The following is a 21,371-nucleotide window of genomic DNA, read 5'->3' on the forward strand; positions in this document are numbered from 1 at the left end:
CCCTGCCATAGGCTGGACTGTTACTGCCGCTTTCCTATTCACCAGTGATACCCGTATTCTCAATACCCTGTATGAACTGCCTCTGTACAAAAGCATACAGAATCAGCAGAGGGATAATCGATATCAGCGTAGCTGACATCTTATAAGCTTCATTAATTCTGAAATCTCCCCTTCCGCCTGACGAGGAGGCATAGCTCTGAAACGCATTGTCAAAGATATTCAGCCTGGCCGGCAGAAGCTTGATACTGTCGCGCACCAGGGTTGCAGTAACATGGGTCTCGTTCCAGTTCCACACAAAGGAAAACAGGAAGACTACCAGCACCGTAGATGCGGAAATCTTCACTACAATCTGGTAAAAAACCTGTAAGGGACTGGCTCCGTCAATCATGGCCGCCTCATCCAGAGAGTAGGGAATCAGGTTGAAAAAGTTATGAAAAATCAATATGAGTATCGTCGAGTTCACTCCCTGCCCGGTGATCGCCATAAGTATCTGGGGGATGGGCGTCCCGATCAGATTAAAGCCCAGTATCCCCTGGGCCGTAAGAAACACCATCAGACGAGGTATCATCAGCAGCGGCACAGGAATAATGAAAGCCAGGATAATCAGAATAAACCACAGGTTTTTAAACCGGAACCGGAACCGGGACAGGGCATAGCCGGTCAACGCCGACACTATGGTCTGTGCAGCAGCCATCAAGGCGGAAAACCAGATGGAATTCACCAGGGTGGTCTTTAGATCCAATACCTTAGCGGCTACAACCAGGTTGCCAAAGGAAGGCTTCTTGGGAATCCACTCCACCGACGGGTCAATTACATCCTTCGTATTCATCATGGACAGGGATACCATTTTAATCAGCGGCTGCAGGTAAACGAAGCTGACGCAGATCAATACAAAATAGATGCAGAGCTTCAAAAAGGTACGGAATTTATTCATCCTTACCAGTCTGCCCAGAAAGCCTCTGCCGCCAATTCCGTTCCGGCCGGATAATGTTTTCTTCATTTAATAACGCCTCCTTCCCTGTTCCCGGTTATGAAAGATCAAGTATACCAGTCCGATCAGAACAAGCACCAGCAGACTGTATATCCAGGCATAGGTTGAGGCAAACCCCAATCCTCCGCTGGTGTTGGCCATGGATTTCAGAATCAACTCATATAACGGGTTAATGGAGAATGTTCCCATATTGGCAATGGTGAAGATAATAACTACCAGCACAATGGGCTTAATAATAGGAATGGTTATCTTCCATAGTATCTGCCAGGAATTCGCCGAATCAATCTGGGCTGCCTCATACAGGCTTGGATTGATCTTCTGAAGACCATTGACATAGAGGATAATAGGTATCCCCGTAAACCACAGGATAATGGACAGCTGTTCAAAAACGTCCATCAGCATCCTGGCCATAGGCCTTGAATAAGCGGCAATCATCTGTACAATGAAAATATCACCCAAAGCCAGCATATTATCGTATTCCTGCGCCGCGGTGCTTGCCTCCAGCAGCTGGGACAGCACCGGACCTGACATGATAATAACCGGAAGAAAATAAATGGTCCGCATCGCTCCCCGGAGGAAGGTAATCCGATTTAGCAGATAAGCCAGAATAAAGGACAGCACTACAATAACAAAGGTATAAGGAATGATCATCAACAGATACCCGACCAATGCCGGAAAAAACTCCGTGTTCTTAAAAAATGCGGTAATATAATTATCCAAAGCAATCCATTTGATTTCAAATCCGCGCACCGTCTGTCTTACATCCGTAAAGCTCAAATAGATGGTAGCTAGAAAGGGAAACACGGTAAAGACGGCAAATCCAATAATCCACGGCAGCATAAACAGATATCCGTACCGGTTCTGCCTGCTGGCAAACGATCTAGTTTTCTTCTTCATATTATTGCACCCCCTCAGCCTTAATCACGGATGCACTTAGAGGGGCAACCGCAGTCTCGCCATAGATGAACTCATCCTCGGTATAATTGATAATAATCTCTTTTCTCTCTGTTCCCTTTTCATAAGCATTGCGGATCACACCGTTCTCCAGCACTGTCCGGTTCGTCCACTCATAGCCCCTTACCTGACCCAGAATGGAATTCACCTGCCCATATATCTCTCCGATCAGCTTCTCATACTGATTATATTCCGTCGTGTACAAATCGGCGGAGGGTGTATGTGCCAGCAGATAAGAGGGCTCCTTCGACAGGATAAAGGAGGGGAACAGATTATAATCCATCATCCTCAAAATATCCGGCTGGGTATAGAAGGAGAAATTACAATAGGGCGCATATGCCTCCATGGTGCCGTTCAGCACCATCTGCAGGAACGGAACCGCATCGGTCTCAAATACATATTGGGAAGTGCCTACCGGACATTTCAGATAACGGTCCGTATATTTCCACAGGTACATATTCGGATTCTCAAGGTTCAGCTTAACCTGCTGACTAGCTTCTTCAAAGGTCTTCTGGTATAAATCAATAACCTGGGTCGCCGTAATATCCACCCCGTCACTGGTATAATTGCTCAGCAGCATCTCAGTCATACCCCCCACAGTCATGGACTGGGAATAGGGTGCTACTCTCTTTAGCTGGGTCTGGAACCACTGAACGCTTTTCTGCGGCCTTGCATAGCTGTAGAAGACAACCGGCGAGCTCTCCGGCAGCACCATGCCCCGATCCAGAAGAAGATACCAGGAATTTACATGCCTTGTCGCATTGTTGTAATAGCTCATCATCTCTTTATTGATCATGGTGTAATTTCTGGCAAGGGAAACATCCATGCCGCGCTGGGCAAATTCCGTAATTAACTCCTTAAAATCCTTCTTGCTTCCGATTTTATGATAGTAATTAGCCGATGCCGGCGAAGCAATGGTCTCTCCTCCCTGCTGCCAACCATAGAGTCCTGAATTAACATTGGTTATTCCCGTATTCTCCGCTACTGCGTCCAGAATACTCCTCACATCCTCTGCCGAGGTAACAACTACCTCTTCCGTACCCACGATCCCCTTTTTGGAATCAGACATGATAAAGTCCAGACGAATAGGAATATCCTCCTCCGCAGCCGAAGCCTCTCTCAGAACACCCTGTTCCATCAGGTGACTGCGGTAGGCTGCCGCCATTCCGGTATAGTTTGCCGCCGGGCTTCCATCCGAACCGTCCCCTGCAAGGAAGGTGTAGGTCATGCGGATATCCATCTGATTCGGCTGATCCATCAGGGTAAAATAGCCCTGACCTCTGTTGTTATATACCTGATAATAATTCACATTATAGATAAACCTGGGATAAACATAGTTATACGCCGTCAGATTCTCTTCGGGTCTCACAGCAATCTGCATATACTCCGCACCGCTGTCCGCATAAGCAAGAAAAGCTGCCTGGTCATTACCATGAGCAACGCCGAATACCGGCATAACCGGGTTCTTCAGCGGAACCGTGTCTGTCAGACCCTCGCCGTAATAGGGATTCTGAGCAGGGTCCGGGCCATATACATCCCCATAATACATGGAGAAGGATGCGTTATTATTCTGAAACCGGATTAAGCTTCCGCTGCCGTCCGGCACGAAAATATAGCCGGGTATCATGTATTTATCCTTGATGATATCATACATTTCCGTCTCAGGATTGTACTCCTTGGTTCTGCCGCCGCTGGCACCCAGGAAGGGAGTGAGGATAAAGGCTATAATATTTTTGGCGCCCTTACCTGTAATCTCCTCACTTCGGATCTCATAATGAATAGAGTCCTCCCCAAAGGTGATATAGACGCTGACCTTAACCTCCAAGTTCATAAAATTCACATCCAGCCTTCTGGTGGCCGGATTGTCATTCAGCGTCATCAGAGTGGATTCCACCAGATCCTTTGCAGCAGAGGAGGTATTCTTAATCGTCCCCTCCTCATCGTATTCCAGGGTAAGGATGGAGTTGGAGATGGCAGTATAGGTGCTGGTCATATCCGCCTCCAAGGGAATCGCCAGCTCCAGCGCCTCCTCCGGTGACTCTGCATCCATTACCAGCTGGCTGATCTCCTGTCCGAAGGGAATATCCAGGCCGGTCTTCCAGGTATAGCCGTTTCGCTTATCCTTGATAGCAATCACGTCCCGGTCCTCGCGGTAATAATAAATCATGGTATCTGTTTCATGAATTTTCTCAAACTCATCCACTTCTACAATATCATAGCTGACCTTATCCGGCGGAAGCTTCGTGTCCCGATTCGTCGTCAGGTAGGCAGCCCGGACACCGGGTATGGATACAGCCCCCACAGCCAGAAGAGCCAATGCCAGAAGAAGCGGTTTTTTCAATTTCTTTATTTTAGGACTGTACATTCCGCACCATCTCCTTTCCGACAGTCTGCAAGAACTGCCACAACTGATTCCACATAATGATGATTACCAAAGCCAGTATTGCTGCCACAATCATAAACAGCACCGTGATAATCAGACTGACTACTGTCTCGCCGAAGGTATAGTCATGCACCGTCATAAGTCCAATGAAGATGGAGATAATGCTCCACACTGTGCCCACTACCAGAAGCAGAGTCAGCAAAAAGGCTTCGTTATACGTCAGGGCGTAGGAAGCAACCGTAATGATCAGCATTGCCCCCATGATCGGAATACAGCCGTAGGCCGGAACCATGTAGACCTGGGCGAAGCTCCCGTCCCCGTCCTTGATGGAGGTCACAAGGTAGTTGCAGATTACAAACAGGGTAATCAGCGCAAAGAAACCGATGACAATGGAGTTGATATCCAGATCCTCAACCTCCGAATACTGGTAAATAAATCCTTTCATCGTTGTATATGCCATAAAGATTACAAAGAAAAGCAGATACAGCGCGGTAGCGCCGGCCACCGTCCCTTGCTTCTTCACCCTGATATCATAATACCGGTCGATGGGATGTCTTGGAATCCGGAAAGCATAGAGGGTATCTCCCAACATCGGAACCTGGAACAGCTTCTCCTTCAGCCGTCTCCTTGCCTGCCTGATCCGGCGCTTTTTATCAAAAATCCGCGTCAGGCGGCTGGTCAGATACAACAGAACGATCACCGCCACCAATAAGGGCATACGCTTCTGAATCCAGTCATTTCTTACTTCCCAGAAGGCCTCCGAATAATACTTGCGGTCACCGGACACCTTAAAATGCTCCATTGCCTTCGGATATTCCTCCGAATGCAGATACGCTTTACCCACACCGTTATGGGCGAGAATGGACATCTGGTTCAGGCGCAGCACCTCATTCCAGACCTCCATGGACTCCTTATACTGCCCCTTTTCATATAGTCCCATGGCACCATAGACCGTCAGGGCATATTCCGTCGGAGTAAAGGATTGCAGATAGCCCTTATCTCCGTCCACTGTCCACAGATTCCGGTTCTGGTCCACCGCGATGGAAGGCAGCCGGGTGAAATAGCCGGAGACATCAATATCCAGCACATAGGCTCCAAAACTGAAGATCTGCTTCCCCTCTCCGGAATAAATATTAATATATCCGGTGTGGGAGCTGGTATAGATAATTCCCTGGGGATCTACCCACACATCCGTCATTTCATCGGATACCCAGTCCTGAGTCTTAAATATATTGCCGCCTGCCGTGTTATGCTTTTTTAATCCGTCCACATTGGTTCCCGTGGTGGTGGTGTACACCACATTGTGGACATCGATGAATACATTAGAAAAGGTGGTAGGCACACGCGGAACCAGATTGGCCAGCTGCGCCCTGGTAAAAAACATATTCTGCAGCGCCTGGAGGAACGTGAGCCTCGCCTTATTTACACTGAAATATCCCAGGAAATCACCGGTAGGGCTTAACTGAATCACACCGTTATACACACCCTCACCGATAATATACAGATTTCCTCCGTTATCTACGGATACCTTCATCGGCTCAAACCTGGTGTCAGAGAAGCTGGGGGTATCCGGACGGCCGAATTCCTCGACAAACTCGAACTTACTGTCAAAACGAAACACCTTCCTGGCGCTGGGATCCGCAACATAGAGATCTCCTTTTTTGCTAACGAAGATACCCTTGGGATTGCTCATTCCCTCCCAGGTCAGCTCATTAGTCACCTGTCCGGTGCGGATGGAATATTTCAGAACCCGGGAGTTGCCAGAGTCTGCTATATACAGATTATTATCCTGGTCGATATAGAGATCCTCCGGTGACTTCAGCCCCAGATCAGTTATCGTCCGATCCGGCAGATACGCATCCTGGGTCCGGGTATAATTTCCCTTCTTATCGAAGGTATAAGTATAGCTTGTCGCCTGGGAGGCAGATGCAGAATGCGCCGGAAGTCCGGTGATGACGAGGATCGTCAGCAATGCAAGAACCGCCCTGATTAGTTTTTTCATACAATAATACCGCATACGCCTCACCTCCTATTTGATGCCGGAATGGGTCATGGTGTTCATAACCTTCGACTGCATGATAATAAAGATAACCAGGTTCGGCAGGAACAAAATTACCGATGCCGCCGCAACCATGCCGGTAGCCGCCACCGTACTGTTGGTGGACAGCGAATTCAGGTAGAAGGCCAAAGTACGCATGGTATCATTGGATATAAAGTTATTGGATGCCTCCGTTGCCTGCCATACCGCCTGAAAGGTTAGTACTACTGTTGTCGCCAACGCGGGCTTTGTCAAAGGAATAATCACCTTCTGAATGATTTTAAAATCCTTAGCCCCGTCCATGATGGCCGCCTCGATCAGCGCGTCCGGTATCTGATCCACAAACTGCTTCACCAGGAACAGTCCCACGGGCATGGCAATCAAAGGAAGAATATGAGCCAGCCAGGTGTCGATCATGCCGCTGTTGACGATTACCAGGTATCTGGGAACCGAAACGGCGGTGGCCACAAACATCAGCGCCATCTGATTCAGATTGAACAGCAGGTTCTTGACCCTGAACTTCTTCTTGGAAAAAGCATAAGCTGCACTGACGGTAATGATCAGATTTATCACAATAGTCAGCACCGTAACAATGACGGAATTGTATAAATATCTGGTCATGGGCACTCCCGTGGTGCCTGAGAGGGCAAATAAATCCCGGAAATTCCTCAAGGTAGGATTCTTTACTAAGATAGTAGGCGGGAAGGCATATAGTTCACCCAGGGGCTTAAACGCCTGATTAATAACAAAGATAACCGGCAGGATCATGAAGACTCCCAGTGGCACCAGTATAATATAAAATTTTAATTGTGAAAGCGAGAACCGCTTCGGATTAATTCTGGATCCTTGTAATTTAGCCATATATCTCCTACTCCTTTTCTCCGAATAATCCATGGGCCACCTTGGAAAACAAGGTTACAATCAGCAGGAGCGCTACCGACACCGCCGCCGCATAGCCCATCTCATACCTCAGAAACCCGTAATCATCGATATGGTTGGTAATCAGCTGTCCCGCCAATCCCGGTGTGGGGTTCTGTCCCGACAGAGTTACTCCGATGTATCCCATATTAAAGGCATTCACAATGGCCATAACCGCGCCGAAGAGCATCTGCGGCTTCATGGAAGGCACCGTGATATAGACGATCTCCTGGAAACGGTTGCGTATTCCATCCACATAGGCCGCCTCATACAGCTCCTCGTTCACATTGAGAATTCCCGATATCATGGCCAGGAAACCGATTCCCATGGAGGACCACAGGGATACGAAGATCATGATATTCATCAGGTAGTCCGGCGACAGCAGGAACATCACCGGCTTATCAATTACCTCCAGATTCATTAATATATAGTTCACAATTCCCCTCTGGTCTCCGGAGAAAATGGTTCTCCAAATAACCTGGATAAACACCGTGCCCAGCATGGAAGGGGTATAAATCGCCAGTGTCAGGATGGTTCTGGGAATACGCTGGATCTGGGTCAGCATCCAGGCCAGGAGAAAGGACATCACATACCCTCCAGGCCCTACGATCAAAGCATATTTGAGGGTATTGGGAAGTACAAATTTAAGAAAAGCCTCATCCTGGGTAACCAGCGTGATATAGTTATCCAGCCCGGCGAATCTGGGGCTGTTGATCACATCAAAATAAGTAAAGGAAAGCCCGATTGCAATTGCGATGGGGATTGCGATAAAACCCAGGAACAATAAGCCGTAGGGCAGGAGCAGCACAAAGGTGCTTATCGCATTGCTGCGTGACTTGCGCTTCTCCCGTTTTGACTGCTTTACCAGCATTACATTCAAGTCTGCCATATTAACCTATTCTCCCTTCTGCTTCGCTTTCTCAACCTGTTCTTCAATCCAGTCGATATCGCGGATGACGTAGGGCTTCAGCAAATTACCCTTTTCATCGTAATAGCCTAATTCTTTCATCTTCTTTCGGATCTCACGGTTGATGGGAATTACCTTCTCATCCACGGCAACCTGAGCCGAGGTTCCGTCGTCAATCATCTTGTTCCAGATATCAGAGATGGATCGCTCCAGCAGATACTGTCCCGGTGTTCTGGGGGTATCCCTCAGCCACTTTACCTGTTCCAGTATCACTCTCTTATCCGCCTGGTCGATGGGAACCTCCTTAGCCGCCTCCAGATTGGAGGAAAGCCAGAGAAACGCTTTGCCATAGGTGGATTGGAGGGAGTAGGTATAATTAACCTGGGTCTCATAGTCCGTCCACCATTTCAAAAATTCCCAGGCATCCTCCGCCTTCCGGCTGTCCTTGAAGATAACTCCGCCGGTGCCGTTAGCGATAAACCATCTGTCAATAGTGCCATCCTCCTGCACTGTTCCGGGATAAGGTGCCAAAGCCCATCTTCCCTCCAGTTCGGGTGCGCCGTTCTTAATCAGAATGTAATCACTCAAGGTAACAACACCTACCGGCAGGGTTCCATACCGGAAGGAATTGAAGAAGGATACCACTTCCTTAGGCATGGAGTAGGCAATGAACAGATCTCCCAGCGCCTGAATCCCCCGTACTGCCTCCGGCTCATTAATGGCTGTCCTAAAGCCGTCATCCTGATACAGCTTACCGCCGTTCTGGAAGATCAGCGAGCCCGTCTGATAATACCATTTATAGCCCACACCCGCAGAAATATTATGGAAGAAATTCATTCCATACCGCTGCAGCGTCGGCAGCATATCCGTTGCCTCCTGCCAGGTATCCGGCGGAGTCAGCCCGATCTCCTGGAAGATATCCGTCCGGTAAATCAAGGCATGGAATTCCAGTGTCTCCGGGATCGCATAGACACCTTCATTGAAAATATAGGGCACTGAGGCTCCTGGCACAAAACGTCCCTCCACCTCCCACAGATCGTCAAACCGGGTCAGATCATACAGCGCTCCCCGGCTTGCCAGCTCGAAGGGTATATGGGACCCCAGTCCAAGCGCCACATCCGGTGTATTGCCGGCGGCTGCGGACAGGGTCAGCTTATTCTGATCCGGCATGACAGAGATCTTCACCTCTATTCCTTTCTCCGGTGTAAACTGGGTATCTGCCATCTTCTGCATCAGGTCTACATGGGTAGTAGCCCGGTTCACCCATACATTCAGAACCTCCGGGTCATTCTCCATCTTGAATTTCTCTGAGAAGAAGGAGTTCAGCATGGTCTTTACTCCGTTTACCGCCGTCTCCCAGGCAGTAGCTCTGGGATAGGGCAGCGCCTCATTCCCATAGAGATAGATCATATCCAGGGAAAAATCCTGGCCCATCAGGCCGGTGGAGAATTCGCTGATGGATTTTAATACGGAATTATCCCTCGCCTTCGTCAGATTATGTTTATACAGAGCAATTTCATCGGGGTATTCCGCCATCTGATCCAGGAAGGCCACCGCCTTATCCAGCTCCGACAGCATGGCAGAATTAATCCCATTGGGGGTATAGTCCTGCAGCAGGTATTTTATTTCGTCAATTAAAGTCTTATAGGCAGCCAGATAGGCCGGAATCTCCGGGATGTACCTGGTCATCTGCCAGGTCCGGTTCTTATCCATGACGCTTCCGGTGATTCTGGTAAGCTCCAGATCAAACTGGGTCACATGATCCGCAATCAGCTTGGCATACTGCCAGGCGCGGATGATGGGCTCCTGCTCGGCACGAATGGTCAGCGTATGGCTGCCCTCGGTCAAATAGACCAGATAGGGATTGCCCTCCGGATCGCTGAGCACTTCATTGTCCCATTTTGATCCGGTGGAGGGAAAGCTGTAGTTGGTCAGTTCCTGAAAGGGAACCTTCCCGTCAATTTTAATGGTATTGAATACATCGAATTCCTCCTTGGAATTCCTGTAATGAAAGGCAATCTGATAGAGCCCCTCCTGGGCGACAGGGAACTGGTAGCTGATCTCCGTACCGGCATCCGACCAGTTCAGGGTGTTGATTTTCTTATATTCACTGTCATGGGGGGTCAGGGCCGGATTATTCTCGGCAGAATAAGTGGCCTGGGTAGTATTTTTTTCAATATAATCAATGGAATTCACCAGAATCTTCGCCTTCACGGGAGAGCCCGGATAAAGGTCACGATACTCTGCATAGGAGGGGGTATCATACACCGGCGCGTCTGCCCGGAGATTGCCCACCCCAAGCCCGTCACCGGAGATATTGGTGACAGTAATGGTATTACTGCCCGCCGCCAAAGGAAAGAGCAGGGGGGCCGACGTAGAATAGGTGCTGTTATACAGAGAAAGAGAGGTCCAGTCATCCTTTCGGATCTGATAGGGCTCCGTCTCATCTCCGTACCGATCCGTCGGAAATTCCTTAGTCTCATCCGTCCAGGACAAAGGAAGCTTGATGCTCTTCATCTCCTCATAGTCCTGTTTGCCATTTATGCTTATTTCTATATTAAAGTCTGCCAGGGTATTACCCATGGGCTTATAGTCCAGAACCAGATAGTACAATCCCGGCTCGCCGACCTCTACTTTGTATTCTGCGCTTTGGTTATAATCCAGGGTCGCCGTCAGTCCTTCATAATTCTCCACCCTGCTTCCTGCCTCAGGGGTGGCTGTCCGACCCTCACGTCCGTACTCCGGAACCTGCCCCTCAATAAAATCCAGGTAGGTAACCGTCTCCGTCCTAAGGGAATTCTTTAATAATTGAAGGGCCGCTCCTACCTTCTTCCCATCGGTTCCATCAATATATTCCGGCCTCTTCCCTAAAATAAATATAGTTGCCATCACAGCAACCGCAACTATACATACCGATAAACCAGCGATCATTTTTTTTCTATTCTTCATTGCAGCCATTCCCCTTTGCTGGGTTGTATACGTTATGATAGGGGACCCGACAGGTGATGCTCGGCCATAAGTCTCCCTTTTCGGAAGCGGCCGGTTCTGCATCACCTGTAATCCCCTGTCTATCTTATAATCTGAATACCATATGTATTCTTCTATTCCTTTATATCAGCTGTCTGTTACTTCTTAACCTTGAAATTCTCATCCGTGAAGCCGTAATATGACTTTAAGCCTTCCCTGAGCTGGTTGTCTGCCTCAACAAATCTCTGATTGATATTCGTGTTCCAGTCCGGGAGCTTAGACTTAACCTCATCCAGCCAGTTAGGATCCGTCCTGAGAACTGAAACGTTCTCCGCCTGATAGATGAATCTCCACTCTTTATCTGCCTCCACACGGGTGCCATCCTGCATAATCTTGAGAGGATAAGCCTTGTCGGAAATATCCCAGAACTGACCCTTCTCCCAGATTTCAATAACCTTCTGGAAACCGGGCATCTTCTTGGCATCGCCAAAACGCTGATGCGTCGGTACCGAAGCCCAGATCTCCATCTGCTTATCAAAATCCTTCCCCGTTACCAACGGCAGGGAATCATTTAAAGAAGTCTTCAGTGTACCCTGATCATCGAAGGTCTGATCCGCTCTTACCTGGAAGCTCTCATTGCTGCCAACCCAGAAGGAAGCAAAGGTATAGGCCACTTTCAGGGCATCCTTCTCTGCATCACTCCACGCCGGATCACCGTCATCCATTGCATAGTTGTGAATTGCCATAGGATCAAGCACGATACCCACGGTATTCTCTACATAGTCCGTGCTGGGTCTGGGATAGATATCCCAATCCTTGGATTTGGCTGCGTTCGCAAATCCTTCCTCAGGGTTGGCGGCGTCACCCATCATCCAGGGATCTCCGTCATTGGTTAAGATTGCATTCTCGATGAAGAACTTGAAGCCCCACCACCAGTTTGCATCCATAACCTCTGCCGGAACACCGCCCACATCATTCTGTGTCCAGACTGCAGATTTAGACCATTTCGGCACATACTCCAACAGTTTTGCAACCGCATCGGAGTTGAGATTGACATGGTCTCCCTCTCCCTTGTAATTGGCCAGGGAATAGGTAATGTCCTTATTTCCTCCGTTGATGAAGCTCATGGGAACATCCATTGCTCCCCAGAAAGTCTTGTTGTCGGCAGATGATACAAAGGCTGTGTACTCGTCAATATTCCAGTCAGCAGGAGGAACATCAATGTTATTCTGCTCCGCCAGCTCCTTGTTCACATAAACACCCCAGGGAAGCATATACTGGGGGAGACCGGCCTGGAATCCATAATAATTCATCATATTCATAATGGATTTATTAAAGGACTGGTATACCGGATCGTCAGCGAATACCGACAGATCCGCTACCATACCCCTGGCCACATCACCTGACAGATCCGTGGAGGCATAGATATCGGGATACTTACCATACTGCGCCTTGAAATTCTCCAACTCCTGTGCCCAGGGCGTGTCATTGCTGTCAGGATCACCCGTCTTGGCATATACATTGATCTTAATGTTGGGATAGGTCTCGTTGAACTTCTTGGCCATAGCATAGACTGCGGCGTCATTCTGACCCTTCAGTTCTCCCTCTGCATAATTCTGATGGCCGACATCCTCCAGATACGTGCTGGAACCAGACCATAACATAACGTCAATCTCCCCGGCCATACCGGTACTCAGTGCTTCATACTTTTTACCACAACCGGCAAGCATGCCTGCGGCAAGTACAAGAAGCAGAGCCATACATAATGATTTCATTCTTTTCACTGCTGTACCCTCCAAATCATAGTTTATTTTCCTACACCCCTATTATAGATGAGATTTATAAAATTTGCAATAATAAAAACATTTTTATTTTGTTTTTATGATATTTTTTTATGCAAGTTTTTATATATATACTATTCTCATGATCCAATTATGGTTATTTTCTATATAATATGTTTTTCTGTTATGTAATATTTTTCCTGTTTTCTCGTTTTCCCCCTTATTCTATGGGCCAAATGAATTAAAATCGTTTTTACGCAAATTCCGCAGGGCAAAATTAAACAATAGTATCTTAACTGCAATGCCTGCTTCCATACTATTTTCTATATATTGAACAACTCTGTACAAATAATGCGGGAGCGTAACCGGTAAGTAAGATCTCATCCATCTCTGACCGTAGAAAGCGGTACAAAAAAGAGCCCGGCAGCCTGCGGCTACGCCCCCCTGCTGTCAGGGTAAGCCAAGCCATAGGAAATCGGACTCTCTTCTTTTTTATCTTATTCTGAGTTCCAGAGTCATCTCCTCTTCCGCTATCTCTGCCTCAAAATCAACGCTGTAAACAGTTCTGCTAATTCCGGCATGATCCGTATGCTCATGCTGCCGGATACACGGCTTCAGCATCCGGTCATCATATTCAATCCGGCACTCCGTTCTCTCCCCCTTAATCAAAACAAAACCGCGTTCCAGCCTCGGTTCATGAAGTGTGACCACTCTTTCTGTGATATGATTCACTTCATCCGATATACGGGCCATACGGAAGGTATCTCTTAAAACAATTTCCTCTTCCCGGTAAGTCATATCCCGAAGGAGCCCCACCAGGTTCCTGTTATTGTATGCCGGGGCGATATCCATAACCATCCGCCCCTTTTCCGGGAAGGCAGCGTCCCTTGCCCCGTGCTCTCTTCCAGGCTCCTGTCCTTTGCCATTGATAATGGGAACACTGTGCCCGAAGGAGCCGGTGCAGAATACGGAGTACCTCTTTTCTCCAAAATAATCCCTGGTATACTCACCGCTTCCCAGGTCACACAGCAGGCATTCTCCCTCTTTATAAAACACGAAGGATCCTATATCATTATGGTTATGGGGTTCGTCGTTATGCCCTCCCTTCACCGCCAGACCCAGCCGGCGGCCGCCGTATTGCTTGCACAGCATCCACTGCGCCTCGGGCAATACCTCACAGATAACATCCGAATGTTCCCCTGCCGGCTCTTCCATTCCTCTCACCGCTGTATCATGATTCGGTTCTTTCTCTGTCCACAATAGATCCCTCAGACCCGGGCACCAACGAAAACAGCCGTCAAAGGAGTAGCCCGCCTTATCCGCATCTGCCGGAATCTGCACCGACGGGAAGCTGCTTCTTAAGTAGTCGGTCAGCCCGCTCCGGTAACAGTCCCTGGCATTGGCATCGGAGAAGCTTACCGTCCAGCCGCCGGGGAAATAGCATTTATGCTGAAAAGCAGCTATTTTCTCAAACCGCTCATCCATCAGAAGATCAATCTGCCCTGCCGTTCTCCGTTTCAACAAATCCCCATATGCAACGTAGAAGCTAATCCCATAGGTCCAGTAGGACAGCCCTTCCAGACAGGTGCCGTCCGCCTCGAAGCTTTCCAGAAAATGATCCAGGGAGGGGCTCAGACGGCTGTGCAGCTGTGCCAGCACAGAAACATCCTCCAGCAGATAAATGCCCGCTATCCCGATAGATCCGGCACATACCGCTGCCCAGTTATTCCTCATCATCTCCCACGAATAGATTCCGGGATAGCGCAGATAACTGTTCAGAACACGCCGGAAGACTTCCTTTCTCGCACGCTGTACCACCATGGGTGCCAGGCACTCCTCCAGCATATATAAAATCTCTGCCAGCGCTGCCGCGGTCTCTGCGGCAAAGAGATCAATGTTGGTCTCCGGGTCAAACCCTGTATGCAGGAATCTGCCTGCTTTATAAACATCTTCCGCAGAGGGCTCCAGGCTTCTGCGGTTCAAATGCGCGGGCAGGCACCAAGTATACTCCTCGCAGACTGCCCATATGATATCCTCCAGGGCCGCAATATCCTCAGGCTCCCGATACAGCCAGGCCATAAGGCCGAAGGTCATAAGAATTTTACGGTGTTCAAAATACTCCTTCTCATATTCCGTCCGGTTTCCGGTGGTATCAAACCCTTTGAAGAGATGCCAGGGCAACGCTTTGATGGCTGTATTCCGGCACTCCTGTGCCACCCGGCGCAATTCCTCCAGGTATTCCTTCAGTGCCGGGTTACCGAGTATGCCTTCCCTTACCTTCTCATCATGCAGCTCTCCAAATAGCTTATGCCCACTGTTTCCCTTCTCCATGCCCCTCATAAGCTTTTCTCGTAATTCTATAATATCCATTGGCCTCCTCCTATCTCCCCAGCTTTATCCCCAGCTTTCCTGCCACCCCTTTGATGTACCTGGCGGCCAGGATATAATCTTCCTCTTCTGTCATATGCTCCAGCATCAGGCAAACCCTGTCATCCAGCTTGGATAAGCATCTCAGATAGGTCTCATAATCCAGCTCTCCAAGACCCGGCCTGCATTCATCCAGATGAACCGTAAGCTTCCCGCTGAGGGTAATGTCCTTGGCATGACAGCTCACGATATTGGTTCCCAGCTTATCAAACCATTCTTGAATCACCTCGCCGTTCCGGTAGAAAAGCTGGGGACTGGATATGATATTCACCGGATCAAGATGGGCGGCAAAGCCTTTGCGGTCAATGCTGCGGATCAGCCGCAAGTAAGAATCCGCCGTATCAGGATACATCCAAGGCATCGGTTCCTGCGAGTAGCAGGTGCGCTCCGGATTAACCGCATCAATAATTCTCTGGGTGGTGAGAACAATCTCCTCAAAAGCCCTTTCCGTCAGATTATCCTTATGAGGCCCGTCCCATTGCTCGCTATAGGAGCCGGAGATATTAACACAGCAATTTGCCCCCACATACTCCGCCAGCTCAAGCTGATGGATTGCCCGGTTGATATTCTCCTCCCTTTTCGCAGGGTCCCTTGTCAATAAATTATTCCACACACCGATCTCACAGATCACAAGATCATAATCTGCGGCGGCTTTTACATAGCCGTCAATAACGGATATCTCCGCCGTATGATCCACCGGGAAATATACCGCCGAATAGCCCGCATCCACTGCGGCCTGGGCCCACTCCTGGGGCGAGGTCCATTTTCTAAATATCAATCCTCCAAAACGCATTAAAATACTCCTCTCTTGCTCATCTGCTTCAGGTATGGTAAGGGATACCTGCTGACTCCCCTTTTCTACTGCTATTATATTTATTTTACCATATCGTTCCTTTCCGTACAACCCGACGTAACATTAATTTGACAAGAGAGCAAACTAAAAGGATTGTGCCCTGTACAGTACAGGATTCAATCCTTATTAGTTACCTTATTTAGTTTGTGTCTGACATTTTGGGGTTAGGGCATTATATAGAATGGACAGATACCATTTTTTTGTTGCGGCATCTTTTACATACCGTTGTTTTGCTCCCATCCTCTGCAATGAAAGGATATAAAACCTTGATCCTTTTTGTTTTGCATAAAGGGCAGGTTCCTCTGCCATGTGACGGTAAGCTCCATAATGTTTTACCCCTATGCGGCTTTAATGCCATGCTATTCCTTCCCTTCTCTGTAAAATCGTATCATGTATTCCGATACCTACAAGATAAGTTATCAGAAGTTGCATTTCAAACTTCTGATAAAAGGCGCTGCCTCTGCGCCGTCCATCTTGACTACGGGAACACGGATTATGTTCCTGTAATATACGATTATACATAGGGATTATTATAAAATCCATTGCATAAACTCTTCTGCAGCGAACTCAACCATCATTTTTTACCTGACTCAATATACGCCGGATGCTATGCTCTGACAAAAAATATTCCATAGCCAGCACCTCTGCGGTGTGCCCATTCTGATACTTATCATAGATTTCCTTGTTTCTTTCCTTTAGGAGATTCCTGGCTCCGCTCATTTCTCCCCATATTCTCTTTTCCCCATCCTTACGGGGAATATATAGATATTCGCCATTCACATATTCTTGCAAGATCTTTACCAGTTCCTCCGGCAGCACATCCTGTGCTTTCCTATATTTCATACTCCCTGCTCCTCTAAAATAATTTAATTTAGATGAAGCAAAGACCAAAAAAACTGCAGCCCGGCACACCATGCTGCAGAAAAGATTTATTAAAATCCATATCCAAATCCGAAACCAGACAAGTGAAAGTATAACAAATAAACCTTCTGTAAATACAAGGCTTATGGACTGTTATATTATCACCAGCTACTCCAGTATCAGATCTCCGAGCAAAGCATCGCCGACTATTTTATTTGTGGTCTTTGCGCGGAGATAAGTTTGCGATCAACTGCCTTTATGGATTTCATACGGATTCCCCCTGAATAAATATCATTTACTATAATTGTATCCATTCCAGTATAGCATAAATATACTGCATATCAAGTACAAAAACAGTTCTGTATCAAATATGATTCCATCCGGATAAAGCAAAGCCGCAATATGGGAAGAGAATGGCGAACGCACTTACCGTTTCATTGAGGGAGTGCCGAAAAGGATTAGCTATGGAATGGATTTATATAAATCGGTATTTAAAAAACAGGTCTAGTATAATTTTTGCTAAATAAATCCATAATACAGTTGAAATCCTTTTAGGAGGTCAAAGATGAGAACAACCATTGACGAAAGTATTCACCGGAAAGAAGCCTGGGATAAGGTCTCAGGAAATGCAAAATACACGGATGATAAGCCTGTCATAGGATATTTTCATGCGAGAATTTTAACCTCTCCTCATCCTCATGCGAGAATCAAATCCATTCACTGTTTAGAAGCCCGCCAGCTAAAAGGAGTAAAGGCAATCATTACAGGAAATGATTTTCCTGTTTTAAGCGGCCCCTTGCTGGAGGACAGGCCCCCCATTGCAAAAGACTTGGTAAGATATGCCGGGGAGCCGGTAGCGGTTGTCGTAGCGGTTACGGAAGCCATTGCACTGAGAGCGGTCCGAATGATTGAGGTGGAATATGAGCCGCTCACAGCTGTTTTTTCTCCTGAGGAAGCGCTGAAAAAAGAGGCTCCTTACCTTCACCCTGATCTGGGAAAGTATAAAAAATTACAGAAAGATATCCAACCTGTTGAACACAGCAATATTGCTTCTAAATTCCAGGTGCGGAAAGGAAATATAGAAGAAGGATTTTCAGAAAGCCATGTGGTGATTGAACGAAATTATAAACTGCCGCCTTCAGATCACCTGGCAATGGAAGTCAGAGCCGTCAGGGCGGAAATATCGGCGGACGGAAAAGTAAAAATCGAGACCTCCTCCCAGTCTCCCTATACGGTTGTAAAGCAGCTTTCCTCCTGCTTTCAGATCCCTGCGGGAAATATTGAAGTAAATGTCCCCTTGGTAGGGGGTGCCTTTGGCGGGAAAGTACCCGTAACACTGGAGTTCCTGGCCTATATGGCCTGTACAAAGGTAAACGGCGCACCGGTTCGTCTTACGGTTTCAAGAGAAGAAGATATGACAACCGCGCCCTGCCGTTTGGGATTGGAAGCCAATATTAAAATAGGCGCAAAATCAGACGGAACCATAACTGCCGCCGATTTTACTTTTTACCTGGATACAGGGGCGTATTCGGATATCGGCCCCTATATGTCCAAAGCAATTGCTGCGGATTGTACCGGTCCCTATAGCATAGCCAATTTATCCTGTGATTCCTATTGTATTTATACCAATCACACTTATTCCACTTCTTACAGGGGGTTCGGACATTTATGCTATACCTTCTGTATAGAGAGGACCATGGAGGATCTGGCTGAACAATGCGGTATAGATTCAATGGAATTCAGGAAAATAAACGCCATCCGGCCGGGGCATCTGACACCCGCCCAGGTGGTCAGCACTTACAGCAATACCGGGAATCTGGAGCTTTGCCTGGATAAATTAAAGAATTTGCTTCATTGGAAGGGAGAGAAAGTAAGAAAAATAAATGATAATAAGGTGTTGGCAACAGGGATTGCCTGTCTCTGGAAATCCGCCACTCCTCCGGCCAATGCCGTCTCCGGTTCCATTATCACATTTAATTCAGACGGAAGCTTAAACCTGAATACAGGTGTGGTTGAAATCGGAAGCGGAGGTCAGACTAACCTGGCCCAGATGATTGCCGATAAGCTGAAAATGGATATCAAAGACATCCATGTAAGTCTTGCAGTCAATACACGGTTAAATCCGGAACATTACAAAACGGTTGCAAGCATGACAAATTATATGGCGGGCAATGCGGTGATGAAGGCGGCAGATGATGTACTGGGGCAGTTAAAGGCCATGGGCGGACAGATCTATTCCTGCAGTCCGGAGGAAATTGAAGTTGCGGATAGCCGGGTTTTTAAAAAGGAGCAGCCGGACCGGTATACCTTATTTAAAGATATTGTCTCAGGCTATCAGACCCCCAATGGGGCTTCCATCGGAGAACCGGTCATTGCAAAAGGCAGCTTCATGTTAAAAGGGCTGTCCATGATGGACCCCAACACAGGGAAAGGCCGTACAGGCCCCTCCTGGACCGTAGGCGCACAGGCAGTGGAAATAGAATTTAACCCCTTGGATTTCACCTATAAAATAATAAACGCAGTAACGGTAATGGACGTAGGAAAAGTTATCAATCCCGATGGTATGAAGGAAATCATATATGGCGGAATGTCCATGGGGCTTAGTATGTCCAGCAGAGAAGTCTATGAATATAACAAAGAGGGGAGATTAAATACTCCTAATTTACGAACCTATAAGCTCCTGCATATAGGGGAGGAGCCCCGGTATCAGGTAGAATTCGTAGAAACACCTCAGACAGATTCCCCTTTTGGTTCTCGTAGCATTTCCGAACATGGAATTATAGGGATTCCCGCCGCCCTTGGAAATGCATTGGCCGCCGCTTCCGGCATTCCCGTCCGGGAGCTGCCTCTGACACCGGAACGTTTATGGAGGGCAAAGGAGGGTATCCATGATAGCAAATGATTTTATCTACTGTAAACCGGAGAACAGGCGGGAAGCGGTAAAGGCTTATAAAGCCTTAAGCAAAGAGGATAAGAAAGTATTTTACTATAATGGCGGAAGCGAGATTATCACCATGGCAAGGGCAGGAAGTAATGCTCCCGATGCTGTCATTGATTTAAAAGGAATAGAAGAATGCAATAAATTAGAGATAGAGGAAGAGTATTTAACCATAGGAGGAGCGGTTTCTTTAAATGCTATCGAAGAATCCGGCCTCTTCCCTCTCCTGGGCACAACGGGGGCGCGGATTGCAGACCATACCAACCAATGCCGCATTACTCTGGGAGGGAACATCAGCGGCACGATTATTTATAAAGAAACTGTCCTGCCTTTACTGCTTACGGATGCAAAAATTATTCTTTACGGTCCCCATGGTTTTCGAAGATTGCAGTTTAAAAATGCTTTTGACAAAAGGATTAAATTGAGACAGGGTGAGTTCATTTATCAGATTAAAATCAAAACAGAAATGTTGTCGCTGCCTTTTACCCATGTAAAAAAGACTGCAATAGAAAAAATAGATTATCCTTTGGTAACCGTTTGCAGTATTACCTATGAGAATCGTTTACGCTTCGCTTTTTCCGGCCTTTGTTCCTTTCCCTTCCGGAGCGCAGAAATAGAAAAGGTTTTAAATGACACACGGCTGTCATTAGGTGAAAAGCTTGAAAAAACTCATGCTTTCTTGCCGGAACCGCCAATTACAGATTATGAGGGGACCGGGGAATACAGGCTTTTTGTATTGGATCATATTATCAAATCTATTTTAGAAAGGCATAATGATGAAGTATTATGAAAACGATTGTGTGATCAACCTTGACGTGAATCATGAGATGAGAAAAGCAACCGTTCGTCCTGCTGATGTCTTGTTGGATGTATTGAGAGAACAATTCGGCCTGACAGGTGCCAAACCAGGATGCAAAAACGGTGACTGCGGCACCTGTACCGTATTAATGGATGGGCTGCCTGTTAAATCCTGCCTGGTTTTAGCCATCGAGGCTGTAGGGCATAAAATCTTAACAGTAGAGGGACTTGGAGGACATACTCCTATACAGGAAGCCTTTGTTCAATATAATGCTTTTCAATGCGGTTATTGTACTTCCGGATTTTTAATGGTTTGCCATGCTCTTGCCGAAAGGAAACCCAATGCAGATGAGTATGAGATAGAAAAATGGCTTCAGTCCAATATCTGCAGATGCACCAGCTACCAGGAAATAAAGGAAGCTGTGCAGAGTGTGCTGAAGCAGATTTAGAAGGGCTATTTTTTAGAGTAAGCTGATGCTTCCACAGGCCGAAACCGGAACTAACAAAGTATTGAATTAGTCAAAAAAGCCGTTACACAACCTAAGTGAAGCATCT

At 47.4% G+C, this 21,371-nt stretch carries 15 protein-coding genes; 3 read left to right on the forward strand and 12 right to left on the reverse strand.

The window, feature by feature from the left end; translation table 11 throughout:
• Positions 1 to 34 precede the first annotated feature (34 nt).
• The 12 genes from HNQ56_RS21005 to HNQ56_RS21060 all read right to left on the reverse strand — a co-directional run bounded on the left by HNQ56_RS21005 (position 35) and on the right by HNQ56_RS21060 (position 17,062).
• Positions 35 to 1,000 carry a carbohydrate ABC transporter permease gene (locus tag HNQ56_RS21005; protein ID WP_429150151.1) on the reverse strand — a complete coding sequence of 322 codons (966 nt, stop codon included), beginning with the start codon at positions 998 to 1,000 and terminating at the stop codon, positions 35 to 37.
• Positions 1,001 to 1,888, reverse strand: a complete 888-nt coding sequence (locus HNQ56_RS21010; RefSeq protein ID WP_429150152.1) for a carbohydrate ABC transporter permease — start codon at positions 1,886 to 1,888, stop codon at positions 1,001 to 1,003.
• A gap of 1 nt (position 1,889) precedes the next feature.
• Positions 1,890 to 4,310, reverse strand: a complete 2,421-nt coding sequence (locus HNQ56_RS21015; protein ID WP_429150153.1) for a DUF5696 domain-containing protein — start codon at positions 4,308 to 4,310, stop codon at positions 1,890 to 1,892.
• Positions 4,297 to 6,330: a YIP1 family protein gene (locus tag HNQ56_RS21020; RefSeq protein ID WP_429150155.1), complete on the reverse strand. Its 2,034-nt coding sequence runs from the start codon at positions 6,328 to 6,330 to the stop codon at positions 4,297 to 4,299. The genes HNQ56_RS21015 and HNQ56_RS21020 overlap by 14 nt, the downstream gene beginning before the upstream one ends.
• Before the next feature lie 27 nt (positions 6,331 to 6,357).
• Positions 6,358 to 7,227 (reverse strand): carbohydrate ABC transporter permease, encoded by an 870-nt coding sequence (locus HNQ56_RS21025; protein ID WP_429150156.1) that lies wholly within the window; start codon positions 7,225 to 7,227, stop codon positions 6,358 to 6,360.
• Positions 7,228 to 7,234: 7 nt separating this feature from the next.
• Positions 7,235 to 8,173, reverse strand: a complete 939-nt coding sequence (locus tag HNQ56_RS21030) for a carbohydrate ABC transporter permease (protein WP_429150158.1) — start codon at positions 8,171 to 8,173, stop codon at positions 7,235 to 7,237.
• A 6-nt stretch (positions 8,174 to 8,179) separates the two neighbouring features.
• Positions 8,180 to 11,140 (reverse strand): extracellular solute-binding protein, encoded by a 2,961-nt coding sequence (locus tag HNQ56_RS21035; RefSeq protein ID WP_429150160.1) that lies wholly within the window; start codon positions 11,138 to 11,140, stop codon positions 8,180 to 8,182.
• Positions 11,141 to 11,316: 176 nt separating this feature from the next.
• Positions 11,317 to 12,942, reverse strand: coding sequence for an ABC transporter substrate-binding protein (locus HNQ56_RS21040; RefSeq protein ID WP_429150162.1), 1,626 nt, complete (start codon positions 12,940 to 12,942; stop codon positions 11,317 to 11,319).
• 489 nt (positions 12,943 to 13,431) lie between these two features.
• On the reverse strand, positions 13,432 to 15,309 hold the full coding sequence (locus tag HNQ56_RS21045; RefSeq protein WP_429150163.1) for a heparinase II/III family protein: 1,878 nt from the start codon (positions 15,307 to 15,309) through the stop codon (positions 13,432 to 13,434).
• Between the two features lie 10 nt (positions 15,310 to 15,319).
• Positions 15,320 to 16,144 carry a sugar phosphate isomerase/epimerase family protein gene (locus HNQ56_RS21050; protein WP_429150165.1) on the reverse strand — a complete coding sequence of 275 codons (825 nt, stop codon included), beginning with the start codon at positions 16,142 to 16,144 and terminating at the stop codon, positions 15,320 to 15,322.
• Positions 16,145 to 16,391: 247 nt separating this feature from the next.
• Positions 16,392 to 16,577, reverse strand: coding sequence for a hypothetical protein (locus tag HNQ56_RS21055; RefSeq protein ID WP_488167878.1), 186 nt, complete (start codon positions 16,575 to 16,577; stop codon positions 16,392 to 16,394).
• Between the two features lie 209 nt (positions 16,578 to 16,786).
• Positions 16,787 to 17,062, reverse strand: a complete 276-nt coding sequence (locus HNQ56_RS21060; RefSeq protein ID WP_429150169.1) for a CD3324 family protein — start codon at positions 17,060 to 17,062, stop codon at positions 16,787 to 16,789.
• A gap of 583 nt (positions 17,063 to 17,645) precedes the next feature.
• On the opposite strand from HNQ56_RS21060, the gene HNQ56_RS21065 reads away from it, so the two are divergent.
• The 3 genes from HNQ56_RS21065 to HNQ56_RS21075 are packed head-to-tail and all read left to right on the forward strand — an operon-like array spanning position 17,646 to position 21,265.
• The gene (locus tag HNQ56_RS21065) at positions 17,646 to 19,982 is read left to right on the forward strand and encodes a xanthine dehydrogenase family protein molybdopterin-binding subunit (protein ID WP_429150171.1); all 2,337 of its coding nucleotides are present in this window, start codon (positions 17,646 to 17,648) and stop codon (positions 19,980 to 19,982) included.
• Positions 19,969 to 20,808, forward strand: a complete 840-nt coding sequence (locus tag HNQ56_RS21070) for an FAD binding domain-containing protein (RefSeq protein ID WP_429150173.1) — start codon at positions 19,969 to 19,971, stop codon at positions 20,806 to 20,808. The genes HNQ56_RS21065 and HNQ56_RS21070 overlap by 14 nt, the downstream gene beginning before the upstream one ends.
• A complete protein-coding gene (locus tag HNQ56_RS21075; RefSeq protein WP_429150175.1) occupies positions 20,795 to 21,265 on the forward strand; it encodes a (2Fe-2S)-binding protein in 471 nt (156 codons plus the stop codon). Before HNQ56_RS21070 ends, HNQ56_RS21075 begins: the two co-directional genes overlap by 14 nt.
• Positions 21,266 to 21,371 lie beyond the last annotated feature (106 nt).

It is taken from the genome of Anaerotaenia torta, assembly GCF_050433395.1.
Lineage (GTDB): Bacteria > Bacillota > Clostridia > Lachnospirales > Lachnospiraceae > Mobilitalea > Mobilitalea torta.

Bases quoted from the DNA above. Each gene is read 5' to 3' on its own strand.
- HNQ56_RS21075 (WP_429150175.1), top strand. From the start codon at position 20,795: ATGAAGTATTATGAAAACGATTGTGTGATCAACCTTGACGTGAATCAT.
- HNQ56_RS21010 (WP_429150152.1), bottom strand. From the start codon at position 1,888: ATGAAGAAGAAAACTAGATCGTTTGCCAGCAGGCAGAACCGGTACGGA.
- HNQ56_RS21030 (WP_429150158.1), bottom strand. From the start codon at position 8,173: ATGGCAGACTTGAATGTAATGCTGGTAAAGCAGTCAAAACGGGAGAAG.
- HNQ56_RS21060 (WP_429150169.1), bottom strand. From the start codon at position 17,062: ATGAAATATAGGAAAGCACAGGATGTGCTGCCGGAGGAACTGGTAAAG.
- HNQ56_RS21005 (WP_429150151.1), bottom strand. From the start codon at position 1,000: ATGAAGAAAACATTATCCGGCCGGAACGGAATTGGCGGCAGAGGCTTT.
- HNQ56_RS21055 (WP_488167878.1), bottom strand. From the start codon at position 16,577: ATGGCATTAAAGCCGCATAGGGGTAAAACATTATGGAGCTTACCGTCA.
- HNQ56_RS21070 (WP_429150173.1), top strand. From the start codon at position 19,969: ATGATAGCAAATGATTTTATCTACTGTAAACCGGAGAACAGGCGGGAA.
- HNQ56_RS21025 (WP_429150156.1), bottom strand. From the start codon at position 7,227: ATGGCTAAATTACAAGGATCCAGAATTAATCCGAAGCGGTTCTCGCTT.
- HNQ56_RS21065 (WP_429150171.1), top strand. From the start codon at position 17,646: ATGAGAACAACCATTGACGAAAGTATTCACCGGAAAGAAGCCTGGGAT.
- HNQ56_RS21020 (WP_429150155.1), bottom strand. From the start codon at position 6,330: ATGAAAAAACTAATCAGGGCGGTTCTTGCATTGCTGACGATCCTCGTC.
- HNQ56_RS21045 (WP_429150163.1), bottom strand. From the start codon at position 15,309: ATGGATATTATAGAATTACGAGAAAAGCTTATGAGGGGCATGGAGAAG.
- HNQ56_RS21035 (WP_429150160.1), bottom strand. From the start codon at position 11,140: ATGAAGAATAGAAAAAAAATGATCGCTGGTTTATCGGTATGTATAGTT.
- HNQ56_RS21015 (WP_429150153.1), bottom strand. From the start codon at position 4,310: ATGTACAGTCCTAAAATAAAGAAATTGAAAAAACCGCTTCTTCTGGCA.